At 68.3% G+C, this 16989-nt stretch carries 17 protein-coding genes and 1 riboswitch; of the genes, 7 read left to right on the forward strand and 10 right to left on the reverse strand.

From position 1 onward, the window contains the following. Nucleotides 1–80: 80 nt before the first annotated feature. Together AC5Y4T_RS10535 and AC5Y4T_RS10540 are read left to right on the forward strand one after the other, a co-directional pair. Nucleotides 81–1553 (forward strand): HNH endonuclease signature motif containing protein, encoded by a 1473-nt coding sequence (locus AC5Y4T_RS10535; RefSeq protein ID WP_499917940.1) that lies wholly within the window; start codon nucleotides 81–83, stop codon nucleotides 1551–1553. Between the two features lie 112 nt (nucleotides 1554–1665). Then, nucleotides 1666–3111, forward strand: coding sequence for a neutral zinc metallopeptidase (locus AC5Y4T_RS10540; protein WP_499952952.1), 1446 nt, complete (start codon nucleotides 1666–1668; stop codon nucleotides 3109–3111). A gap of 16 nt (nucleotides 3112–3127) precedes the next feature. On the opposite strand, the gene AC5Y4T_RS10545 is transcribed toward AC5Y4T_RS10540, so the two are convergent. The 5 genes from AC5Y4T_RS10545 to thiC all read right to left on the reverse strand — a co-directional run bounded on the left by AC5Y4T_RS10545 (nucleotide 3128) and on the right by thiC (nucleotide 7668). Beyond that, nucleotides 3128–4003 carry an LLM class F420-dependent oxidoreductase gene (locus tag AC5Y4T_RS10545; protein ID WP_499917942.1) on the reverse strand — a complete coding sequence of 292 codons (876 nt, stop codon included), beginning with the start codon at nucleotides 4001–4003 and terminating at the stop codon, nucleotides 3128–3130. Nucleotides 4004–4019: 16 nt separating this feature from the next. Beyond that, the gene (locus tag AC5Y4T_RS10550; RefSeq protein WP_499948087.1) at nucleotides 4020–4454 is read right to left on the reverse strand and encodes a MarR family winged helix-turn-helix transcriptional regulator; all 435 of its coding nucleotides are present in this window, start codon (nucleotides 4452–4454) and stop codon (nucleotides 4020–4022) included. A 46-nt stretch (nucleotides 4455–4500) separates the two neighbouring features. Beyond that, entirely contained in the window at nucleotides 4501–5124 is a 624-nt protein-coding gene (locus AC5Y4T_RS10555) for an alpha/beta hydrolase family protein (protein WP_499952953.1), read from the reverse strand. Continuing rightward, nucleotides 5121–5948: a bifunctional hydroxymethylpyrimidine kinase/phosphomethylpyrimidine kinase gene (thiD, locus tag AC5Y4T_RS10560; RefSeq protein WP_499952954.1), complete on the reverse strand. Its 828-nt coding sequence runs from the start codon at nucleotides 5946–5948 to the stop codon at nucleotides 5121–5123. The genes AC5Y4T_RS10555 and thiD overlap by 4 nt, the downstream gene beginning before the upstream one ends. Before the next feature lie 40 nt (nucleotides 5949–5988). Then, on the reverse strand, nucleotides 5989–7668 hold the full coding sequence (gene thiC / locus AC5Y4T_RS10565; RefSeq protein ID WP_499917946.1) for a phosphomethylpyrimidine synthase ThiC: 1680 nt from the start codon (nucleotides 7666–7668) through the stop codon (nucleotides 5989–5991). Then, a riboswitch (TPP riboswitch) is annotated at nucleotides 7660–7770 on the reverse strand. (Overlaps the previous gene by 9 nt.) Before the next feature lie 107 nt (nucleotides 7771–7877). Here thiC and AC5Y4T_RS10570 point away from each other — a divergent pair. From AC5Y4T_RS10570 to AC5Y4T_RS10580, 3 genes are all read left to right on the forward strand, one after another. After that, nucleotides 7878–8585, forward strand: coding sequence for a PAS and ANTAR domain-containing protein (locus AC5Y4T_RS10570; RefSeq protein ID WP_499952955.1), 708 nt, complete (start codon nucleotides 7878–7880; stop codon nucleotides 8583–8585). A 128-nt stretch (nucleotides 8586–8713) separates the two neighbouring features. Continuing rightward, the gene (locus AC5Y4T_RS10575) at nucleotides 8714–9073 is read left to right on the forward strand and encodes an STAS domain-containing protein (RefSeq protein ID WP_499952956.1); all 360 of its coding nucleotides are present in this window, start codon (nucleotides 8714–8716) and stop codon (nucleotides 9071–9073) included. Beyond that, nucleotides 9070–12942, forward strand: a complete 3873-nt coding sequence (locus tag AC5Y4T_RS10580; RefSeq protein WP_499952957.1) for an ATP-binding protein — start codon at nucleotides 9070–9072, stop codon at nucleotides 12940–12942. Before AC5Y4T_RS10575 ends, AC5Y4T_RS10580 begins: the two co-directional genes overlap by 4 nt. Nucleotides 12943–12948: 6 nt before the next feature. On the opposite strand, the gene AC5Y4T_RS10585 is transcribed toward AC5Y4T_RS10580, so the two are convergent. Further along, nucleotides 12949–13224, reverse strand: a complete 276-nt coding sequence (locus tag AC5Y4T_RS10585; protein ID WP_499918243.1) for a hypothetical protein — start codon at nucleotides 13222–13224, stop codon at nucleotides 12949–12951. Between the two features lie 63 nt (nucleotides 13225–13287). On the opposite strand from AC5Y4T_RS10585, the gene AC5Y4T_RS10590 reads away from it, so the two are divergent. Then, nucleotides 13288–13563 carry an Rv1535 domain-containing protein gene (locus AC5Y4T_RS10590; RefSeq protein WP_499917951.1) on the forward strand — a complete coding sequence of 92 codons (276 nt, stop codon included), beginning with the start codon at nucleotides 13288–13290 and terminating at the stop codon, nucleotides 13561–13563. Between the two features lie 13 nt (nucleotides 13564–13576). On the opposite strand, the gene AC5Y4T_RS10595 is transcribed toward AC5Y4T_RS10590, so the two are convergent. The 4 genes from AC5Y4T_RS10595 to AC5Y4T_RS10610 form a co-directional block, all read right to left on the reverse strand. Beyond that, nucleotides 13577–14023, reverse strand: a complete 447-nt coding sequence (locus AC5Y4T_RS10595) for a hypothetical protein (RefSeq protein ID WP_499917952.1) — start codon at nucleotides 14021–14023, stop codon at nucleotides 13577–13579. A 118-nt stretch (nucleotides 14024–14141) separates the two neighbouring features. After that, complete coding sequence (locus AC5Y4T_RS10600) at nucleotides 14142–14960, reverse strand: exodeoxyribonuclease III (RefSeq protein ID WP_499918244.1); 819 nt, start codon at nucleotides 14958–14960, stop codon at nucleotides 14142–14144. Between the two features lie 68 nt (nucleotides 14961–15028). Next, nucleotides 15029–15871 carry a GNAT family N-acetyltransferase, cg3035/Rv0428c family gene (locus tag AC5Y4T_RS10605; RefSeq protein ID WP_499917953.1) on the reverse strand — a complete coding sequence of 281 codons (843 nt, stop codon included), beginning with the start codon at nucleotides 15869–15871 and terminating at the stop codon, nucleotides 15029–15031. After that, entirely contained in the window at nucleotides 15871–16464 is a 594-nt protein-coding gene (locus AC5Y4T_RS10610) for a peptide deformylase (RefSeq protein WP_499917954.1), read from the reverse strand. Before AC5Y4T_RS10610 ends, AC5Y4T_RS10605 begins: the two co-directional genes overlap by 1 nt. Before the next feature lie 202 nt (nucleotides 16465–16666). Here AC5Y4T_RS10610 and napA point away from each other — a divergent pair, with 202 nt between their 5' ends. Continuing rightward, entirely contained in the window at nucleotides 16667–16975 is a 309-nt protein-coding gene (gene napA / locus AC5Y4T_RS10615; RefSeq protein ID WP_007768412.1) for a nucleoid-associated protein NapA, read from the forward strand. Nucleotides 16976–16989 lie beyond the last annotated feature (14 nt).

Here is a 16989-nt window from a genome sequence, read left to right on the forward strand (position 1 = left end):
ACTTCCGGCCGCGGCATTTATCCACAAGCCGCGACCCTGCCAAATAGTTTGAGTCAGTAGATCGCGCTAGTATCGAACCTATGTTCGAATGGTGGTATGCCTCGCGGGAGACCCCGGAGTCGGCCGCGCTGCTCGACCGGGTGCGTGACGCGGGGCGCGCGGAGGCACGGGCGGCCGCCGAGCGACTGGTGGCCGCCGGCGACTTGCTGGTATTGCGCTGCCGCGAGTCGGGGGAGCGCGCGGAGTGGTCGGCGGACGCGTGGGATGCGGTGGCTGCGCAGTTGGGCGCGGCGTTGGGGTGCAGTGTGGCGATGGGCCACAGTTACTTGCGCTACGCCATGGCGATGCGGGAGCGGCTGCCCCAGGTGGGCAAGGTTTTTCAGAACGGCGATATCGACTACCGGGCGTTTCAAACGATCGTGTTTCGCACCGATCTGATCACCGATGCCGAGGTGTTGGCTCGGGTCGACGCGCGGTTGGCGGTGCTGCTGTCGCGGCGTCCCTCGCTGACCAAGGGTGGGTTGGCCGCGGCGGTGGATCGGGTCGTGGCATTGGTGGACGCCGATGCGGTGCGCCGCGCCAAGGACGCGGTCGCCGACCGCTATGTGGATGTCTTGGCCAATGAGTCGGGGATGGCGTATGTGGAGGGCAGTGTCTTTGGCCCCGACGGCCTAGCGCTGGACCGGCGACTCGACCAATTGGCCGCCACGGTGTGCCAGGCCGATCCGCGCACCGCCGCGCAGCGGCGCGCGGATGCGTTGGGGGCGTTGGCCGCCGGAAGTTCGCGGCTGGTGTGCGGCTGCGGGCGTGCCGAGTGTGCTGCGGGTGAGCCGAGCGTGAGCAAGCCCAAGAGCAATGTCGTGATCCACGTGATCGCTGAGCAGGCCAGCGTGGAGGGCAGGGTATCGACGCCTGGTGCCCTGCCCGGCGTCGAGGGACTCATCCCGGCAGAGGTGCTCACCGAGCTGGCCAAGTCGGCGCGGCAGGTACCACTGACGACGCCGACAGGCGCCGAACCCCGCTACGCCCCCTCGGCCGCGCTGGCCGACTTCGTGCGCTGCCGGGATCTGACGTGCCGGGCGCCGGGCTGTGACCGTCCGGCCACCGAATGCGACCTCGACCATACGGTCCCCTACGCCGACGGCGGCGCGACGCACGCCTCGAACCTCAAGGCGCTGTGCCGTCTTCACCATCTGATGAAGACGTTCTGGGGCTGGCGCGACCGGCAGCTGCCCGACGGGACCGTGATTTGGGGCCTGCCCGACGGGCAGACCTACGTCACCGCTCCGGGTAGCGCGCTGTTGTTTCCCCAGCTGTGCACGGCCACCGGCGCCGCGCCCGCACCAGCCCCGCCAAGACCAGACCCTTGCGCCGACCGCACCGCCATGATGCCCCGACGCGAGCGCACCCGCGCCCAAAACCGGGCCGCACGCATCGCCGCCGAGCGGCGGCAAAACCACCATGCCCGGCAACCCGAACGTCAAGAGCGCGAGGCCGCGTGCCTCGGTCCCGCCCCGCCGGCCGAAGGCGACGGCGAGCCGCCGCCTTTCTAGTGCCTTGCCGCAAGTTTGCTGGGTCCCTCGATTTGTGCTGCCGTGTAGGGTCAATGCCTCTAGGATGAGTTTCCTTGATGCTGCCCTGTAGCCGGTCGGGATGAGGTTGGTCATGAATAGGCATGCGCTCAGGTCGGCAGTTGTGTGGGCGGCGGCGGTGCTCGTGGTCGCCGGATGCACGACGTTCGTCGGCGGGCGCGCGCTGTCGATGCTCAACGACCCCTTTCTGGTGGGTGGTCTGCCCGCGACCAACGGGCCCAGCGGAACCCGTTCGAACGCACCCATTCCCAACGGCAAGGTGCTCAACACCGACAACGGGCCCATCGACACCTTGGCGCTGCTGTCGGTCAACGACATCGAGGACTACTGGCAGTCGGTGTACGACCAATCGCTGAAGGGCAAGTTCGTTCCGGTCAGCAAGATGGTGTCGTACAACTCGAGCGATCCGCGCAGCCCGATCGTGTGCAACAACGACACCTACAAGCTCGTCAACGCGTTCTACACCGGCCGATGCAACCTGATCGCTTGGGACCGCGGCGTATTCATGCCCATCGCGCAGAAGTACTTCGGCGACATGTCCGTCACCGGTGTGCTGGCGCACGAATTCGGCCACGCGCTGCAGCAGATGGCGAAGCTGGTGACCAGACGGGACGCGACCATCATCCGCGAACAGCAGGCCGACTGCTTCGCGGGTGTCTATCTGTACTGGGTCGCCGACGGCAAGTCGCCGCGCTTCACGCTGAGCACCGCCGACGGGCTCGACCACGTGCTGGCGGGCATCATCACCACCCGTGACCCCGTGATGGACAGCGAGACGCAGAACGACGACGCGCACGGCTCGGCCCTGGACCGCGTCAGCGCCTTCCAGATGGGTTTCCTCAACGGCGCCTCGGCCTGCGCGGCCATCAACCGCAACGAAATCGAGAAGCGCCGCGGCGATTTGCCAAACGCCTTGCGGGTCGACAACTCCGGGGCGACGGAGACCGGTGAGGTGCCGATCAACAAGGACACCTTGTCGAATCTGATGGACCTGCTGGGAAAGATCTTCGCTCCGACGAATCCGCCGGCGCTGTCCTACGAGCCGGCCGATTGCCCGGACGCCAAGGCGACGCCGCCGGCGTCCTACTGTCCGAGCACCAACACGATCGTGGTCGACCTGACCGGGCTCGCCGAAATGGGCGCGGTCGCCGACGAGAAGCAACACACCCTGCCGCAAGGCGACGACACCGCGCTGTCCGTCGTGATGTCGAGATACGCGCTGGCGGTGCAGCACGAGCGCGGTCTGGCGATGCAGAGCCCATGGACCGCGCTGCGGACCGCATGCCTGACGGGTGTGGCGCATCGCAAGATGGCCGAGCCGATCGACCTCCCCTCGCACAACCAATTGCTGCTCACCGCAGGAGATCTGGACGAGGCGGTCGCCGGTCTGCTCACGAACCATCTGGTCGCCAGCGACGCCGACGGCACCAGCGTGCCGGCCGGTTTCACTCGGATCGCGGCGTTCCGCGGCGGCGTGACCGGCAACGCGGACGCCTGCTATTCCCGCTACCCCGGATGACGAATACCGAACGCCGTCAGCCTATTTCGGCGATCCGCGGAATCACCTCGTCGCCCAGGCGGCGGACGAACCCGACCGGATCCGGAGTGCCGGGCATCGGGCCGATGTTGATCATGTCGACACCCAGCGCGGCGTAGCGTTCGACGATCTTCAGGAATTCGTCCGTGTTGTCGAAGGGGTCGGCACCGGCCAGGCCACCGGACGTCCTGCGGACCTCACCAGGATCCCTGCCCACCGCGTCGCAGTGCCGGTTCAGCACCTCGATCTTGTGCTGGAGCTCCTCGACATCGTTCGACATGCTGTTCCAGATGTCGGCGTACTGCGCGACCAGGCGCAGCGTCTTCTTCTCGCCGTCACCGCCGATCAGGATCGGGGGTCGCCGAATCGGTTGCGGCTCACAGATTGTCTCGTCCAGCCGGTAGTGCGTGCCGGTGTAGGGCCCGTCGTCCGCACTCCACATCTGCCGGCAGATCTGCAGCGTCTCTTCCAGCATTTCGAAGCGGGCGCTCAGTGGCGGATACGGAATGCCCAGCGCGGTGTGCTCGCGTTCGTACCAGGCCGCGCCCAAACCCAGCATCGACCGGCCCTGCGACAGCACGTCCAGGGTGGTGACAGCCTTGGCCAACAAACCGGGATAGCGATAGGTCACGCCGGTGACCAGCAGGGCCAGGTCGATCGTCGTGGTCTGGCCGGCCAGGAAGCCCAGTGATGTGTAGCCCTCCAGGAATGGATTCTGCGCGGGCGCAAGCTCCTCCATCTGGAAGAGGTGGTCGGCGAGGGTGAACAGGGTGGCGCCGCCCTGCTCGGCGGCCTTGGCCGCGTCGGCCAGCGTCGGGCCCAGCCTTGCTGGGTCTCCGGGTAGAAAGTCGATGAAGTGCAGTCCTACTTGCATTGTGGCACCTGTCCTTTCATTGCTCGGTCAAGCGCTCGAGTAGCGACAGCGCGTCGACGATGACGCGCCGCTCTGCCTCGGTGTAGCGCTCCTGGATGGCGCAGGCCAACCACTCCTCGCGGGCGCGCCGGTCGCTTTCGGCGCGCCGCTTGCCCGCAGGGGTCAGCGAAACAATCTGGCGCCTACCGTCATTCGGATCCGGTGTGCGCTCAATGAGCCCGCGTTGGCCCAGGGCGGCCAGGATGGTGGCCATCGACTGCGGGCGCACCTGTTCGGCGCCGGCCAATACGCTGGCCGACGACGGCCCCTCTTTCCAGAGCCGGGTGAGCACCGCGGTCTGTGAAGGCGTCAGACCATCGGTCGCGATGCCCTTCAGCCGGCGCCGTAGCCGGCTGAACACCACCCTGATGTCGCGCGCCGCCGCCACCGCGGAGTCGCTGATGCCATCCACGCCACCACCCTAATCTAGACAGTTGAAACTGTCCAGCTTCAGCTGTCTAATTCCGCCCCAGCAGCTGCAGGGCGGCATCGACGGCCAACGCCGGGACGTTCAACGTCTTCGATCGCAGATCGTGTCGGGCACTGGCGATCTCGACGACGGCGGTCGTCCCGGTGATCAGCGCGGCGGCGGCACGCAATTCGTCGGGAGTGCCGAACGGGTCGGATGTGCCGTGCGTGAACACCGTCGGCACCGTGATGTCGGGCAGGTGTTCGGTGCGGGCGCGTTCGGGTTTGCCCGGGGGATGCACCGGATAGGAGAACAGCGTCAGCGCATCCACCACGGCCTCCCCGGCCGCAACCACCATGGACGTCTGCCGACCGCCATAGGAATGCCCACCGGCGATCAGCGGGCCGCCGGCAAGGCCGCGGCACACCGTGATCGCCTCGACGATGCCGGCCCGGTCGGTGGTGGCCGAGCCCGACGGCGGGCCGGTCGGCCGGCGGCGCCGATAGGGCAGGTTGTAGCGCACCGCCAGCCAGCCGCGCCGCGCCCACTCATCGCAAACCTGTTGCAGCAGAACCGCATCGCGGTTACCGCCGGCGCCGTGGGTCAAGACGACCACGCCCTTGGGGGCACCGTCCGGTTCGTGCGCGATGCCCGCGATCTGATCCAAATTCATGACAGCCGAAACAAGGGGGAGACGGGGCCATGGCCATGGCCCAGCGGATAGGCGGCGCGCAAAGACTCAGTAACCCAACGCTTCCCGAACCCGACGGCGTCCGGCACGGTGAACTCGTGCGCCAGTGCGCACGCGACGGCGCTGGCGAGCGTGTCGCCACCGCCGTGGTCGTTACCCGTGGCGATTCGCTGGGTGTCGAACTCGTGGAAATCGGCGCCGTCATAGAGCAGGTCGCAGCTGCGATTCGATGACCGCAGGTGACCGCCCTTGACCAGCACCCATTGCGGGCCCAGCGCATGCAGTGCCTTGGCCGCCGCCCGCTGCGACACCGGGTCAACCACGTCGATGCCGACCAGCAGCCGCACCTCGTCGAGGTTCGGTGTCACCAGCGTCGCCAACGGAAACAGTTGACTGCGAAGCGAATCCAGGGCGGCGGGTGCCATCAGCGCATCGCCGTGCATGGAGGCCGCCACCGGGTCCACGACGAGCGGAACCGTCAACCCGAGCCGGGTCCAGGTGCTGGCCACGGTGTCGATGATCCGCGGCGACGCCAGCATCCCGGTCTTGGCGGATTGGATGCCGATGTCACCGACCACGGCCTCGATCTGTCCGGCGACGACGTCGGCGGGCACCTCGTGAAAGCTCTGCACTCCCAACGTGTTCTGCACGGTGACCGCGGTGACCGCGACGCACGCGTGCACACCCAGCAGAGCCATCGTGCGCATGTCGGCTTCGATGCCGGCGCCGCCCCCGGAGTCCGACCCGGCGATGGACAGCACCCGCCGCGGCGTCGTGCCCGGAGCGGGCAGCGGCAGGAACGTCACTGGGCTAAATGGTGGCGACCCGCTATACCCGCGCTTGCGATCACTGCTGGGCCAGCGGTAGATACACCCGGTTGCCGTGCTCGGCGAACTCACGCGACTTCTCCGCCATGCCCTCGGACATGGCCGCCTCGATCGCTTCCTCGCTGTCCAGGCCGTGCTTGGCGGCGTAGTCGCGGACATCCTGGGTGATACGCATCGAGCAGAACTTGGGCCCACACATCGAGCAGAAGTGCGCGGTCTTGGCGGGTTCGGCGGGAAGCGTCTCGTCGTGGTACTCCCGCGCGGTGTCCGGGTCGAGCGACAGCGCGAACTGGTCGTTCCAGCGGAACTCGAATCGCGCCGTGCTCAATGCGTTGTCGCGTTCCTGCGCGTGGGGGTGCCCCTTGGCCAGATCGCCTGCGTGCGCGGCGATCTTGTAGGCGATGACGCCGTCCTTGACGTCTTTGCGGTCCGGCAGCCCCAGGTGTTCCTTGGGGGTGACGTAGCAGAGCATCGCGGTGCCGGCCTGGGCGATGATGGCCGCGCCGATCGCCGACGTGATGTGGTCGTAGGCCGGCGCGATGTCGGTGGCCAGCGGGCCCAGCGTGTAGAACGGAGCCTCCTCACACCACTCCTCTTCCAGGCGCACGTTCTCGACGATCTTGTGCATCGGGACGTGCCCCGGCCCCTCGATCATCACTTGCACGCCATGGGATTTCGCGATCTTCGTCAACTCGCCCAGGGTGCGCAGCTCGGCGAACTGCGCCGCATCGTTGGCGTCGGCGATCGATCCCGGCCGCAGGCCGTCGCCGAGGGAGAAGGTGACGTCGTAGCGGGCGAAGATCTCGCAAAGCTCGTCGAAGTTGGTGTACAGGAACGACTCCCGATGATGCGCCAGGCACCAGGCCGCCATGATCGAACCACCGCGCGAGACGATGCCGGTGACCCGCTTGGCGGTCAGCGGCACATAGCGCAACAGGACGCCGGCGTGCACGGTCATGTAGTCGACGCCCTGCTCGCACTGCTCGATCACGGTGTCGCGGTAGAGCTCCCAGGTGAGCTCGGTCGGGTCACCCTTGGTCTTCTCCAGGGCCTGGTAGATCGGCACCGTGCCGACCGGCACCGGGGAGTTTCGCAGGATCCACTCACGGGTTTCATGGATGTTCTTGCCGGTGGACAGGTCCATGATGGTGTCGGCGCCCCACCGGGTTGCCCACACCATCTTGTCGACCTCCTCGGCGATCGACGACGTCACCGCCGAGTTGCCGATGTTTGCGTTCACCTTGGTTGCAAACGCCTTGCCGATGATCATCGGCTCGATCTCGGGGTGGTTGTGGTTGGCCGGGATCACCGCGCGGCCCCGCGCGACCTCGTCGCGAACCAGCTCGGCGGGCATGCCCTCGCGGGCGGCGATGTAAGCCATCTCGGCGGTGATCTCGCCGGCGCGGGCGCGCTGCAGCTGGGTGCCGCGATCGCGGACCACCCCGGGCCGCGCCGGCAGCCCGGCCGTCAGATCGATCGTCGCGTCCGGATCGGTGTACGGGCCCGAGGTGTCGTACAGGTCGAAGTCGTCGCCGGTCGACAGGTGCACGCGCCGCAGCGGCACCCGCAGGGTGACCCCGTCCGGGCCGGCGATCTCGCGGTAGGCCTTGCTGCTGCCCGCGATCGGGCCCGTGGTCACGGCCGGCTCAACATTGGGCGAAGCGGTGCCCGACGCAGTTCCGGAAAGGACATCAGTCATTTTTCATCTCCCTACGCCGGCATTACCCGGTCAGGTTCGTACGGTCGACGGCCCCGAGCCGTCCTCTCAGCGCACTCGGCGTGCGCTCCCGCGTCGTATGGATGGGTCCGCACGCGACGTTACCCCCACAAGACACCGCGTGGCACGATCGACGGCCATTTCCGCCGGGGCGGTAGCCGAGGGCATTCCCGTAGTGGAAAAATGCAAACGTGCAACAGCGCAGGCGAACAGGGGAATCGTCATCCAACGGGGACGGCGCGCGGTTTTCCGATCCCGTCGAGCCCGCCCCCGGATACCTGAACGTCGGCGCGTTCCGCTTCTGGTTCGTGGGTCAGCGCTGGGAGTGGTCGGACGAGGTCGCCAGGATGCACGGCTACGAACCGGGAGAGGTCGTGCCGACGACCAAACTGCTGATGTCGCACAAGCATCCCGACGACCGCGCGCATGTGCAGGAGCTGCTCGACTACGCGCTGCAGTCCGAGGAGTCGTTCTCGAGCAGGCACCGGTTCCTCGACACCGCGGGCACGGTGCACGACGCCATCGTCGTCGCCGACCGCATGCGCGACGAGTCGGGCGCCATGCTGGGCACCGAGGGTTACTACATCGACCTCACCAACACCTTCGACGAGACCAGGCAAGAAGTGCTCGACGAGGCGCTGCCGGACCTGTTCGAGAGCCGCGCGGCCATCGAGCAGGCCAAGGGCGTGCTGATGTTCGTCTACCGGGTGAGCGCCGAGCAGGCGTTCCGCGTGCTGCAGTGGCGCTCGCAGGAGACCAACATGAAACTTCGCGCACTGGCCAAGCAGTTGCTTGCCGAGGTGCCCACCTTGCCCGCGCCGGCGGCCGCTCTGCAGGGTCAATTCGACCATCTACTGCTGACCGTGCACGAGAGGATCCCCCCCGAGCCCAGCGGGTAACCAGCCAATCGGTAAACGGGCAGTTCGGGTAGGGGATAATGTCTGGTGGTCTGCGATGCGCGACCGCGCATACCGCCGCGTCATCGGGCTTCGCGGCTGCAGACCTCACGTTGGCTGCGGCGAAAGGCATGAAGTTGTTGGCGGTCGAACACGAGGCCCACGACGATGCAGTGATCGTGCGCGTCAAAGGCGATGTCGACTCCAGTACCGTCGCTGAGCTCGCCGCTCAGCTGAGCAACGCGCTCGGCCTGGCGTCGGCGCAGCCGGTCCGACCCGTGGTCATCGATCTGTTGGCTGTCGACTTCTTCGGAAGCGCTGCGCTGAACGCCGTGCTCGACTGCCACGAAGGCGGGAAAGCCGGCGGGACGCCCGTTCGCCTGGTCGCCGACCACGACCAGGTGCTGCGACCGATTCAGGTCACCGAACTGGACCGCGTCTTCGACATCTACCCCACGCTTTCCGCGGCGTTGCAACGAAGACGACAGTGACGGATTCGCGACTGCCGGCTGACCTGGCCGCTGCTGTTTCTCTGGGCGGTGAGATGGGCCGGCGGTTCGCCGAATTCGACTGGGACGGTCATCCGCTGGGCCCGCCGCAACAATGGCCGGCCGAGTTTCGCGTGGCGGTGGTGACGGCGTTGACGTCACGGTTTCCCATCGTGTTGTGGCTGGGGCCGCAGGATCTCTTCCTCGTCTACAACGATGCCTACATACCTGCTCTGGCCGACAAGCATCCGGCCGCGCTGGGGCGGCGCGGCCGGGAGGTGTGGTGGGACATCTGGGACTCCATCGCGCCGATGCTCGCCGGGGTCGTCGCAACCGGTGAGGCGACGTGGGCGCGCGACCTCTTGCTGACCATGGTGATAGAAGGCCGACGGCAAGACCGGTATTTCACCTTCACTTACGGCCCGATGATCGCCGCTAACGGCGATGTCTCCGGGATCTTCTGTGCGGTCACCGAGACCACCGAGCGGGTGATGGGGGAACGGCGGCTGCACGTGCTCAACGCCGTCGCGTCCGCAGTGATGGAAACCCAGACCATTGATGACGCGGTGAACGTGACCGTCGAGATATGTGCGGCACAACCGGCGGATCTCCCGTTGATCGCCGTCTATGTCGCCGACCCCGAAGGTGACGCCACGCTGCGGGGCGCTACAGCCTCGACGCTGGCATTCCTGCCGGATTCGCTCGCGCGGTTGACCCACTCGGACCGGGCGTCGTGGTCCCGGGGCGATGTACAAGAAATCGGCGGCATCGCGGCAAGGTTTCCTCGCATCAAGGAAGTCCTGGGCGACGACTGCCCCGAGAGCGCGCTGGTGCTGCCGGTGGGTAGGCAGGCGAGGCCTGGGGCGTTGGTCGTCGGCACGAACCCGCGCTGTCCCCTCGACACGCAGTACCGCGGCTTCTGCCAACTGCTGGCCGACCAGCTGTCGTCGGCATTCGCTTCGATCGTCTCCTACGAGCAGCAACGGCAGCGAGCCGATGCGCTGGCCGAACTGGACCGGGCGAAGACGGCATTCTTGACCAACGTCAGCCATGAGTTCCGCACCCCGCTGACCCTGCTGCTGGGGCCGCTGGACGACGCGCTGTCGGACGCGGCACCCGAAAGCGTGCTCGCGGAGCGGCTTACCACCGCCGGACGCAATGCGCGGCGGCTGCAGCGCCTGGTCGACTCGCTGCTCGACTTCTCCCGCATCGAGGCCGGCCGGGCCAACGCGAGGCTGGTGCGCACCGACGTCGGTGCGCTCACCGCGCAGATCGCCTCGTCGTTCACGGAGCTTTGTCACCGGGCCGGGCTCGAGCTCGAGCTGGACTGCGGGCCGGCCCTGGCCGACGTCGATCCGGGCATGTGGGAGACGATCCTTCTCAACCTGCTGTCCAATGCCGTCAAATACACGCTGCACGGCACGATTTCGGTGCAGGTACGAACCGAGGCGGGGGACTGCGTGATCGCCGTGCGCGACACCGGGGTCGGCATCGGCGCCGAGGATCTGAAGCAGTTGTTCGAGCGCTTCTACCGCGCCGACAACGTTCGTGGCCGCAGCGTCGAGGGCACCGGGATCGGTTTGTCTCTGGTCCGGGGCCTGGTCGAATTGCACGGCGGCACTACGCAAATCGACAGCGAGTTGGACCGCGGGACCATCGTGACCGTCAGGGTGCCGCGATCGCTGTCGGGCGCGGTCGTCGGCCCGTCGCCCGCCGGGCCCGATGCGACCAATCCGTATGTCGCCGAGGCCAGTCAGTGGGTGATGACGGCCGCCGAACCCGTCGCCGCCGGGCCCGAGAGGACCCGCCAACTGGTGCTGATAGCCGACGACAACGCGGACATGCGGGCGCACCTGAACCGGGTGTTGTCGGCCCGCTGGGAGACGGCTCTGGTCGGCGACGGCGAGTCGGCGCTGGCCGCGACCCGGAAGTTACGCCCGGACGCGATCGTCACCGACGTGATGATGCCCGGGCTCGACGGCTTCGGCTTCGTCGCCGCCGTACGCGCCGACCCGGAATTGGCCGCGACGCCGATCCTGATGCTGTCCGCCCGCGCCGGCGCCGAGGCCGTCGACGAGGGCTACGCCGGCGGGGCCGACGACTATCTGCCCAAGCCGTTCCGGTCCCAAGAGCTGATCGACCGGCTGGCGTCGAGGTTGTCCGCCGTCGGCCGCGAGCGTGACCGGCAGCGTCGCGAGGCACAGTCGGGCCTGGCCGCCGAACTGGTGCACCTCGACTCGGCGCTGCAGGGCGCCGGCTCGGTCGGCGAGATCATGGACGCCCTGCTGGGTTCCTCCTTCGGCTCGGGCGACGCCGGTGCGGTCGCGATCGGAGTCGTCGACTCCGAGCAGTCCGTGCGCTTCGAATACGCCGGCGATCTGCCCTCGGAGTTCCGCGACCGCTACCACGTCGTCGCCCACGACGCCCCGCTGATCGGAGCCGATGTCGTGCGCACCGGTGAGCCGATGGTCGTCACCGACACGTTCGACCTGCCCCCGCGCTACGCGCACGCCGTGCAGGACAGCGCCGCGAGCATCCGCGCCTGCGTAGCCCACCCGCTGCGTGATGGCGCCGACCGCATCCTGGGTGTGCTGGTGTTGCTGTGGCCCGCGCCGCGCCAATTCGACGCCGCCGACCTCGAAGCCTTCGCCCGCATGGGCGAGCTGACCTCCGCTGCCCTGGACCGGGTCCGTCTGATGGCCCGTGAACACGAGATCGCCGTCGACTTCCAAGAGCACCTGCTGGAGCTGGATCGCGGCTCCACCGCCGCGGTCGTGTCGGCCGTCTATCAGCCGGCGGCGGAGGCGATGCGGGTCGGCGGTGACTGGTATTCGGTCACGCCGCTGGATCACCCCGGCAGGATCGCGATATCGGTCGGTGATGTGGTCGGGCACGGCCTGGCCGCGGCGATCGTGATGAGCAGGCTGCGTGCCGCGGTCGCCGCCTCCGCGCTCACCGCGGGCGAGCCGGACGCGGTGCTGGGCGCCCTGGACCGATATGCCGCGAGCGTCGCCGGAGCGCGCTGCGCGACGGTGGCGTACGCCCAGATCGACACCGAAGCCCGCGGCGGCGCTGCCACCATCAGCTACAGCTGCGCCGGACACCCCTATCCGCTGCTGGTGCTGCCCGACGGGCGCGCGGTCTACCTGGAGTCCGGCCGGCGTGCGCCGGTGTCGGTGAAGGCAAACAGTGTGCACGGGGCGTCGGACCAACCGCACGGTGACACCGCGACGGCCGAGCTGCCGGCGGGCGGTTTGATTCTGCTCTACACCGACGGACTCATGGAACGGGCCGGCGAGTCGCTCGACGACGGATTCGACCGCCTGCGGGCGGTCGCGGCGCAGTGCGTCGGCCTGCCCGTGGAACAGATCTGCGCGGAGCTGCTGGCCCGAATGGCCCCGCCGTCCGGCTACCGCGACGACGTCGTGGTGCTCGCGCTGCGGCCAAGCCACGCGGCCGCGGGCAGCTTCGCCACGGTGGTGCCGGCCGCACCCGCACAGATTCCCGTCGCACGCCACCAGCTGCGGGATTGGCTGGACTCAATCGTCGTCGCGCCGGGGCGCAAAACCGACATCCTGTTGGCAACCGGCGAGGCGGTCACCAACGCGATCGAACACGGCAGCCGCAACGAGCCACGCGAGACGGTGTCGATCGAGGCCTTCCTGCGAGACGACGCCGTCGCGATCACCGTCAGTGACACCGGCCGGTGGGTCGGCGATTCGTCGGCCAGCCTGCGCAGCCGCCGCCGCGGGCGCGGCCTCACCCTGATGAGCGGGCTGGCCGACCACGTCGAAACGCGTCGCACCCCGGCCGGCACCCGGGTCACCTTGCGGTTCGACCACGCGGTCGCGGAAAGCTCAGCCGCGAGCTGACCGGCTCTAGGCCTCCTCCATCGCCTCGCCGAGCTCTTCCAGCAGCTTGTTGTGGTGGTTGCTGGCCAGGAAGTGTCCGGCGGCGACGACCAGGGCCACCGGCCAGTCGATGAGTTCGAGGGCGGCCAGGGCCGCCAGCCCACCGAAGTAGGCCAGCTGCTCTGGCCTGGGGATTTCCACCTGGCCGATCGCGGGCAGGTTCACCGCGAAGGTCTCACCTTCGCGGACCTTCGCCACCGCCTCGCGCTGGGATGTGCCGCGCCGCGACTTCTTTTCCGCCATCATTTGCCTTTCGGTAACGAAGGGTTTCCCATCTCGCTGGGTCGCGCGTCCACCGTCGGACTTATGTCGACGATGACCGGCACCGGGGGCGATCCGCTAGTTTCGTCGTTTGCTTCGGTGCTGAGGGTGCCGCTACTCGAACTCTATGCGCTGTTGTGGCGCGCCGGGGTTGTCGAGATCCGGCACAACGATCGTGCGCCGCGTCGCGGCGCGAAGGCGCACTCCCGGGTGGTTCGGGGCCCGATTTGTCCGGATCCATCCGCCCACTCCGACGGTCGCGTGGTGCGCCTGCCGTTGCCGGAGTCGGCCTCCGCGGTGTACGGCCGGGCAACCGGCTGATCGGCAGCGGGCGCTAGTTGGTGCTGCGCAACTTCGTGGTGCCCGCTCGGCGTCCGGCCGTCTTCTTGGCCGTGGCCTTCGTGGGGGCTTTCGCGGGCGCCGCTTTGCGCGGCGCCGGCTGGGCGGGCACCGCCTTGAGGTTCGCCTTGACCGCGCGGGTCTCGCCCTCCTGGTGCCGGCTCAACTTCTGTAACAGCAGAGCGCTGCCGCCGACCGCCAGCAGCAGCGGCCACTCGACCAATCCGGCGACGCCGAGCGCGCCGATAGCCAGCGCCGCCGCGGGCGCCGAGTGGCTACCGCTGCTCATGCCGCGCTTGACGCCCTCCGCGGCTCCGGTGACGCCACCGATGACCCCGTTGACCGCCGCGCCGCCCACGGCACCGGCGGCCGCGGTCGTCGCGGTCGCCGCGCGGTTCACCGCCTGACTCACGCCTCGGACTGCTCCGCCGATGACACTCATGATGACTCCCTGCCATTGTTTCTAATCCTCAAAGCCTGCCACCATGTCTTCGCGCAGACAACGAGAAGCCGCATGAGAATTGCGTGAGCTTGATGTGAGGCGGGGTTGAACCCGGCCGTCATGGATTCGGCTCGGCGCGCCTCACATCGATGAGCACCGGCGCGTGATCGCTGGCCGCCTTGCCTTTGCGTTCTTCGCGGACGATCTGCGCGTCGATCACGCGGCCCGCCAAAGCCGGTGAGCCCAGGATGAAATCGATGCGCATGCCTTGTCGCTTCGGAAACCGCAACTGGGTGTAGTCCCAGTAGGTGTAGACACCGGGACCAGGCGTGAAAGGTCGCACCACATCGGCGAATTGCGCCTCGACAATGGCTTGGAAGGCGCGGCGCTCGGGCTCCGAGACATGCGTGGCGCCGGTGTAGAACTCCATACTCCAGACGTCGTCGTCCTGCGGGGCGATATTCCAGTCACCGGCCAGCGCGATCGCCGCGGTGGGATCGTCGCGCAACCAGCCCGACGCCGAATCGCGCAGTGCGGCAAGCCATTCGAGTTTGTATGTGTAATGCGGATCGCCCAGGGACCGGCCGTTGGGAACGTAGAGGCTCCACATCCGGACGCCACCGCACGTGGCGGCCAAAGCCCGGGCTTCCGCGGTGGCCGCGACTTCTGGCTTGCTGCTCCAGGTGGGCTGGCCGTCGAATCCGATCTGCACATCGTCCAGGCCGACGCGCGAGGCGATCGCCACCCCATTCCACTGGTTGAAACCGACGTGGGCCACTTCGTAGCCGAGTTCGAAGAACGGCAGGGTGGGGAACTGGCCGTCGGAGCATTTGGTCTCCTGCATGGCCAGCACGTCGACGTCGGCGCGGGCCAGCCAGTCGATGACGCGGGGCAGCCGGGAACGAATCGAGTTGACGTTCCAGGTGGCAAGCCGCAGCGGCGATCGCAAGCGCGGCGCAGCCGGGCGCGGCGGGTCGCCGCCATCAGTTGTCCCGTCGGGCATGGCTAAACGCTAGCCGGGGGCACCGGGACGTACCGACGGCGGTGGTGCGGCCGGAATCCCAGCGCCGCGGCAAGCGGCGCCGCGCCGGTGTCGGGTATCGACAGGTAGCCGCGCGTCGCGCCGCGATCGGCGCCCCAGGCCAACAACGCCTCGCACACCTCCGCCGCCGTCCGCTCGTCGTCGTCCGCTACCGCCGAGATGCCCACCCAGCGCGTGCCATCGGGTGCGTCGGTCACGGCGGCACGCGCGACCGCGGTGCCGGCGTGCGTGCCGAACGCCAGCTCAACCCCGCCCTCGCCCGAACGCTGCTCCAGCGTGACGCTCGGGTCCGGCCGTGACGCCGGCGTGACGCTCGACAGGTCGCGCACCAGCATCCGCTCCACGTGTTCGGCGGTCAGACCGGGCGGCAACCGCAACAAGCGGTCGGGCACGGCCAGTCGCGGCGTCAGGCCGCGCTCCGCGTACCACTCGACGATCGCCGGGACGGTGCTCAGCTGAGCCGAAAGATCCAGCGGCACTGCGGAATTGACGACCAGACCGCCGCCGTGACCGGCGCGCAGCAGCCAGCCCTGCAGCCACAGCTGTTCCGCGCCCGGCCACGCCGCGGCGGCGGCATGCTCTAGCGCGCGGATCTGCGAGGTGCGGATGGGGGTGTCGGTGAGCACCCGCAGCGCGACCGCATCGGAGGGCGCGAACTCGACGACCGCGCCGGACTTCGTCCGCACCCGCACGATCGGGTCGACCGCCAGCAGGTGGCCCACCGCATCGGTCAACGGCGGCACCGAACCGGCCGGGCGGCGGTAGCGCACCGCCACCCGCGTTCCCGGGTCGGGCCACGAAACCATCAGTGGCCGAACGGATCCGGTCCCTCGCCGGGCGTCCAGGACAGGCCCGGAACGCCCCAATTGTGGGATTTGACGGCGCGTTTCGCGCTGCGGGCATGCCGGCCGATGAGGCGGTCCAGGTAGAGGAAGCCATCCAGGTGCCCGGTCTCGTGCTGCAGCATTCGCGCGAACAGGTCGTTGCCTTCGATGGACACCGGCTTGCCGTCGGCATCGAGTCCGGTGACCCGGGCCCACTTGGCGCGCCCGGTGGGGAAGGACTCGCCGGGCACTGACAGGCAGCCCTCGTCGTCGTTGTCCGGGTCGGGCATGGTCTCGGGTATCTCGGACGTTTCCAAAACCGGGTTGACGACGACACCGCGGCGGCGCTCGGTGCGGCCGCGGTCGTCGGCGCAGTCGTAGACGAAGACCCGCAAGCCGACGCCGATTTGGTTGGCCGCCAGCCCCACCCCGTGCGCGGCGTCCATGGTGTCGTACATGTTCGCGATCAACTCGGCCAGATCCGCCGGCAGCGACCCGTCGGCAGCGACCGGCACCGGCTGCGTCGGGGTATGCAGGACGGGATCTCCCACGATGCGGATCGGAACGACTGCCATGGTCGGCTAAGCTACCGCACGCCCGTGGGCCGCCCGGCCCGCGATCGACGTCTGGGCAATCTTGGTCAATCGGCCGACTCGCGGGTCTGGATGACGGCTTGAGGGTTTGGCGCGTGTTTCAATATTCGCCGAAACACGCCCTTAGCTAAGTCAAGTCATTCGAGCAGTTCGGAATTCGCCGAAAGGGTCCAGGGGAAGCGATATGGACAGCGCCATGGCGCGGGCAAATCGATCGGGGGACGACTCTGAGATCGCAGATGGGCTGACCCGCCGCGAGCACGACATCTTGGCCTTCGAGCGCCAGTGGTGGAAGTTCGCCGGGGTGAAGGAAGACGCCATCAAGGAGTTGTTCTCGATGTCGGCGACGCGTTACTACCAAGTGCTCAACGCGCTCGTCGACCGGCCCGAGGCCCTGGCCGCCGACCCGATGCTGGTGAAACGGCTGCGCCGGCTGCGCGCCAGCAGGCAGAAGGCGCGTGCGGCGCGGCGCCTCGGCTTCGAGGTGACCTGACTCGTTACAGTAGG

This window comes from Mycobacterium sp. NGS11 (genome assembly GCF_059813315.1).

Excerpts from the sequence above, each read along its gene's own strand:
- thiC (WP_499917946.1), bottom strand. The coding sequence starts at position 7,668 with ATGACTGATGTCCTTTCCGGAACTGCGTCGGGCACCGCTTCGCCCAAT.
- AC5Y4T_RS10585 (WP_499918243.1), bottom strand. The coding sequence starts at position 13,224 with ATGGCGGAAAAGAAGTCGCGGCGCGGCACATCCCAGCGCGAGGCGGTG.
- AC5Y4T_RS10535 (WP_499917940.1), top strand. The coding sequence starts at position 81 with ATGTTCGAATGGTGGTATGCCTCGCGGGAGACCCCGGAGTCGGCCGCG.
- napA (WP_007768412.1), top strand. The coding sequence starts at position 16,667 with ATGGACAGCGCCATGGCGCGGGCAAATCGATCGGGGGACGACTCTGAG.
- AC5Y4T_RS10590 (WP_499917951.1), top strand. The coding sequence starts at position 13,288 with ATGTCGACGATGACCGGCACCGGGGGCGATCCGCTAGTTTCGTCGTTT.
- AC5Y4T_RS10575 (WP_499952956.1), top strand. The coding sequence starts at position 8,714 with ATGAAGTTGTTGGCGGTCGAACACGAGGCCCACGACGATGCAGTGATC.
- AC5Y4T_RS10595 (WP_499917952.1), bottom strand. The coding sequence starts at position 14,023 with ATGAGTGTCATCGGCGGAGCAGTCCGAGGCGTGAGTCAGGCGGTGAAC.
- AC5Y4T_RS10605 (WP_499917953.1), bottom strand. The coding sequence starts at position 15,871 with ATGGTTTCGTGGCCCGACCCGGGAACGCGGGTGGCGGTGCGCTACCGC.
- AC5Y4T_RS10540 (WP_499952952.1), top strand. The coding sequence starts at position 1,666 with ATGAATAGGCATGCGCTCAGGTCGGCAGTTGTGTGGGCGGCGGCGGTG.
- AC5Y4T_RS10555 (WP_499952953.1), bottom strand. The coding sequence starts at position 5,124 with ATGAATTTGGATCAGATCGCGGGCATCGCGCACGAACCGGACGGTGCC.
- AC5Y4T_RS10545 (WP_499917942.1), bottom strand. The coding sequence starts at position 4,003 with ATGCAAGTAGGACTGCACTTCATCGACTTTCTACCCGGAGACCCAGCA.
- AC5Y4T_RS10610 (WP_499917954.1), bottom strand. The coding sequence starts at position 16,464 with ATGGCAGTCGTTCCGATCCGCATCGTGGGAGATCCCGTCCTGCATACC.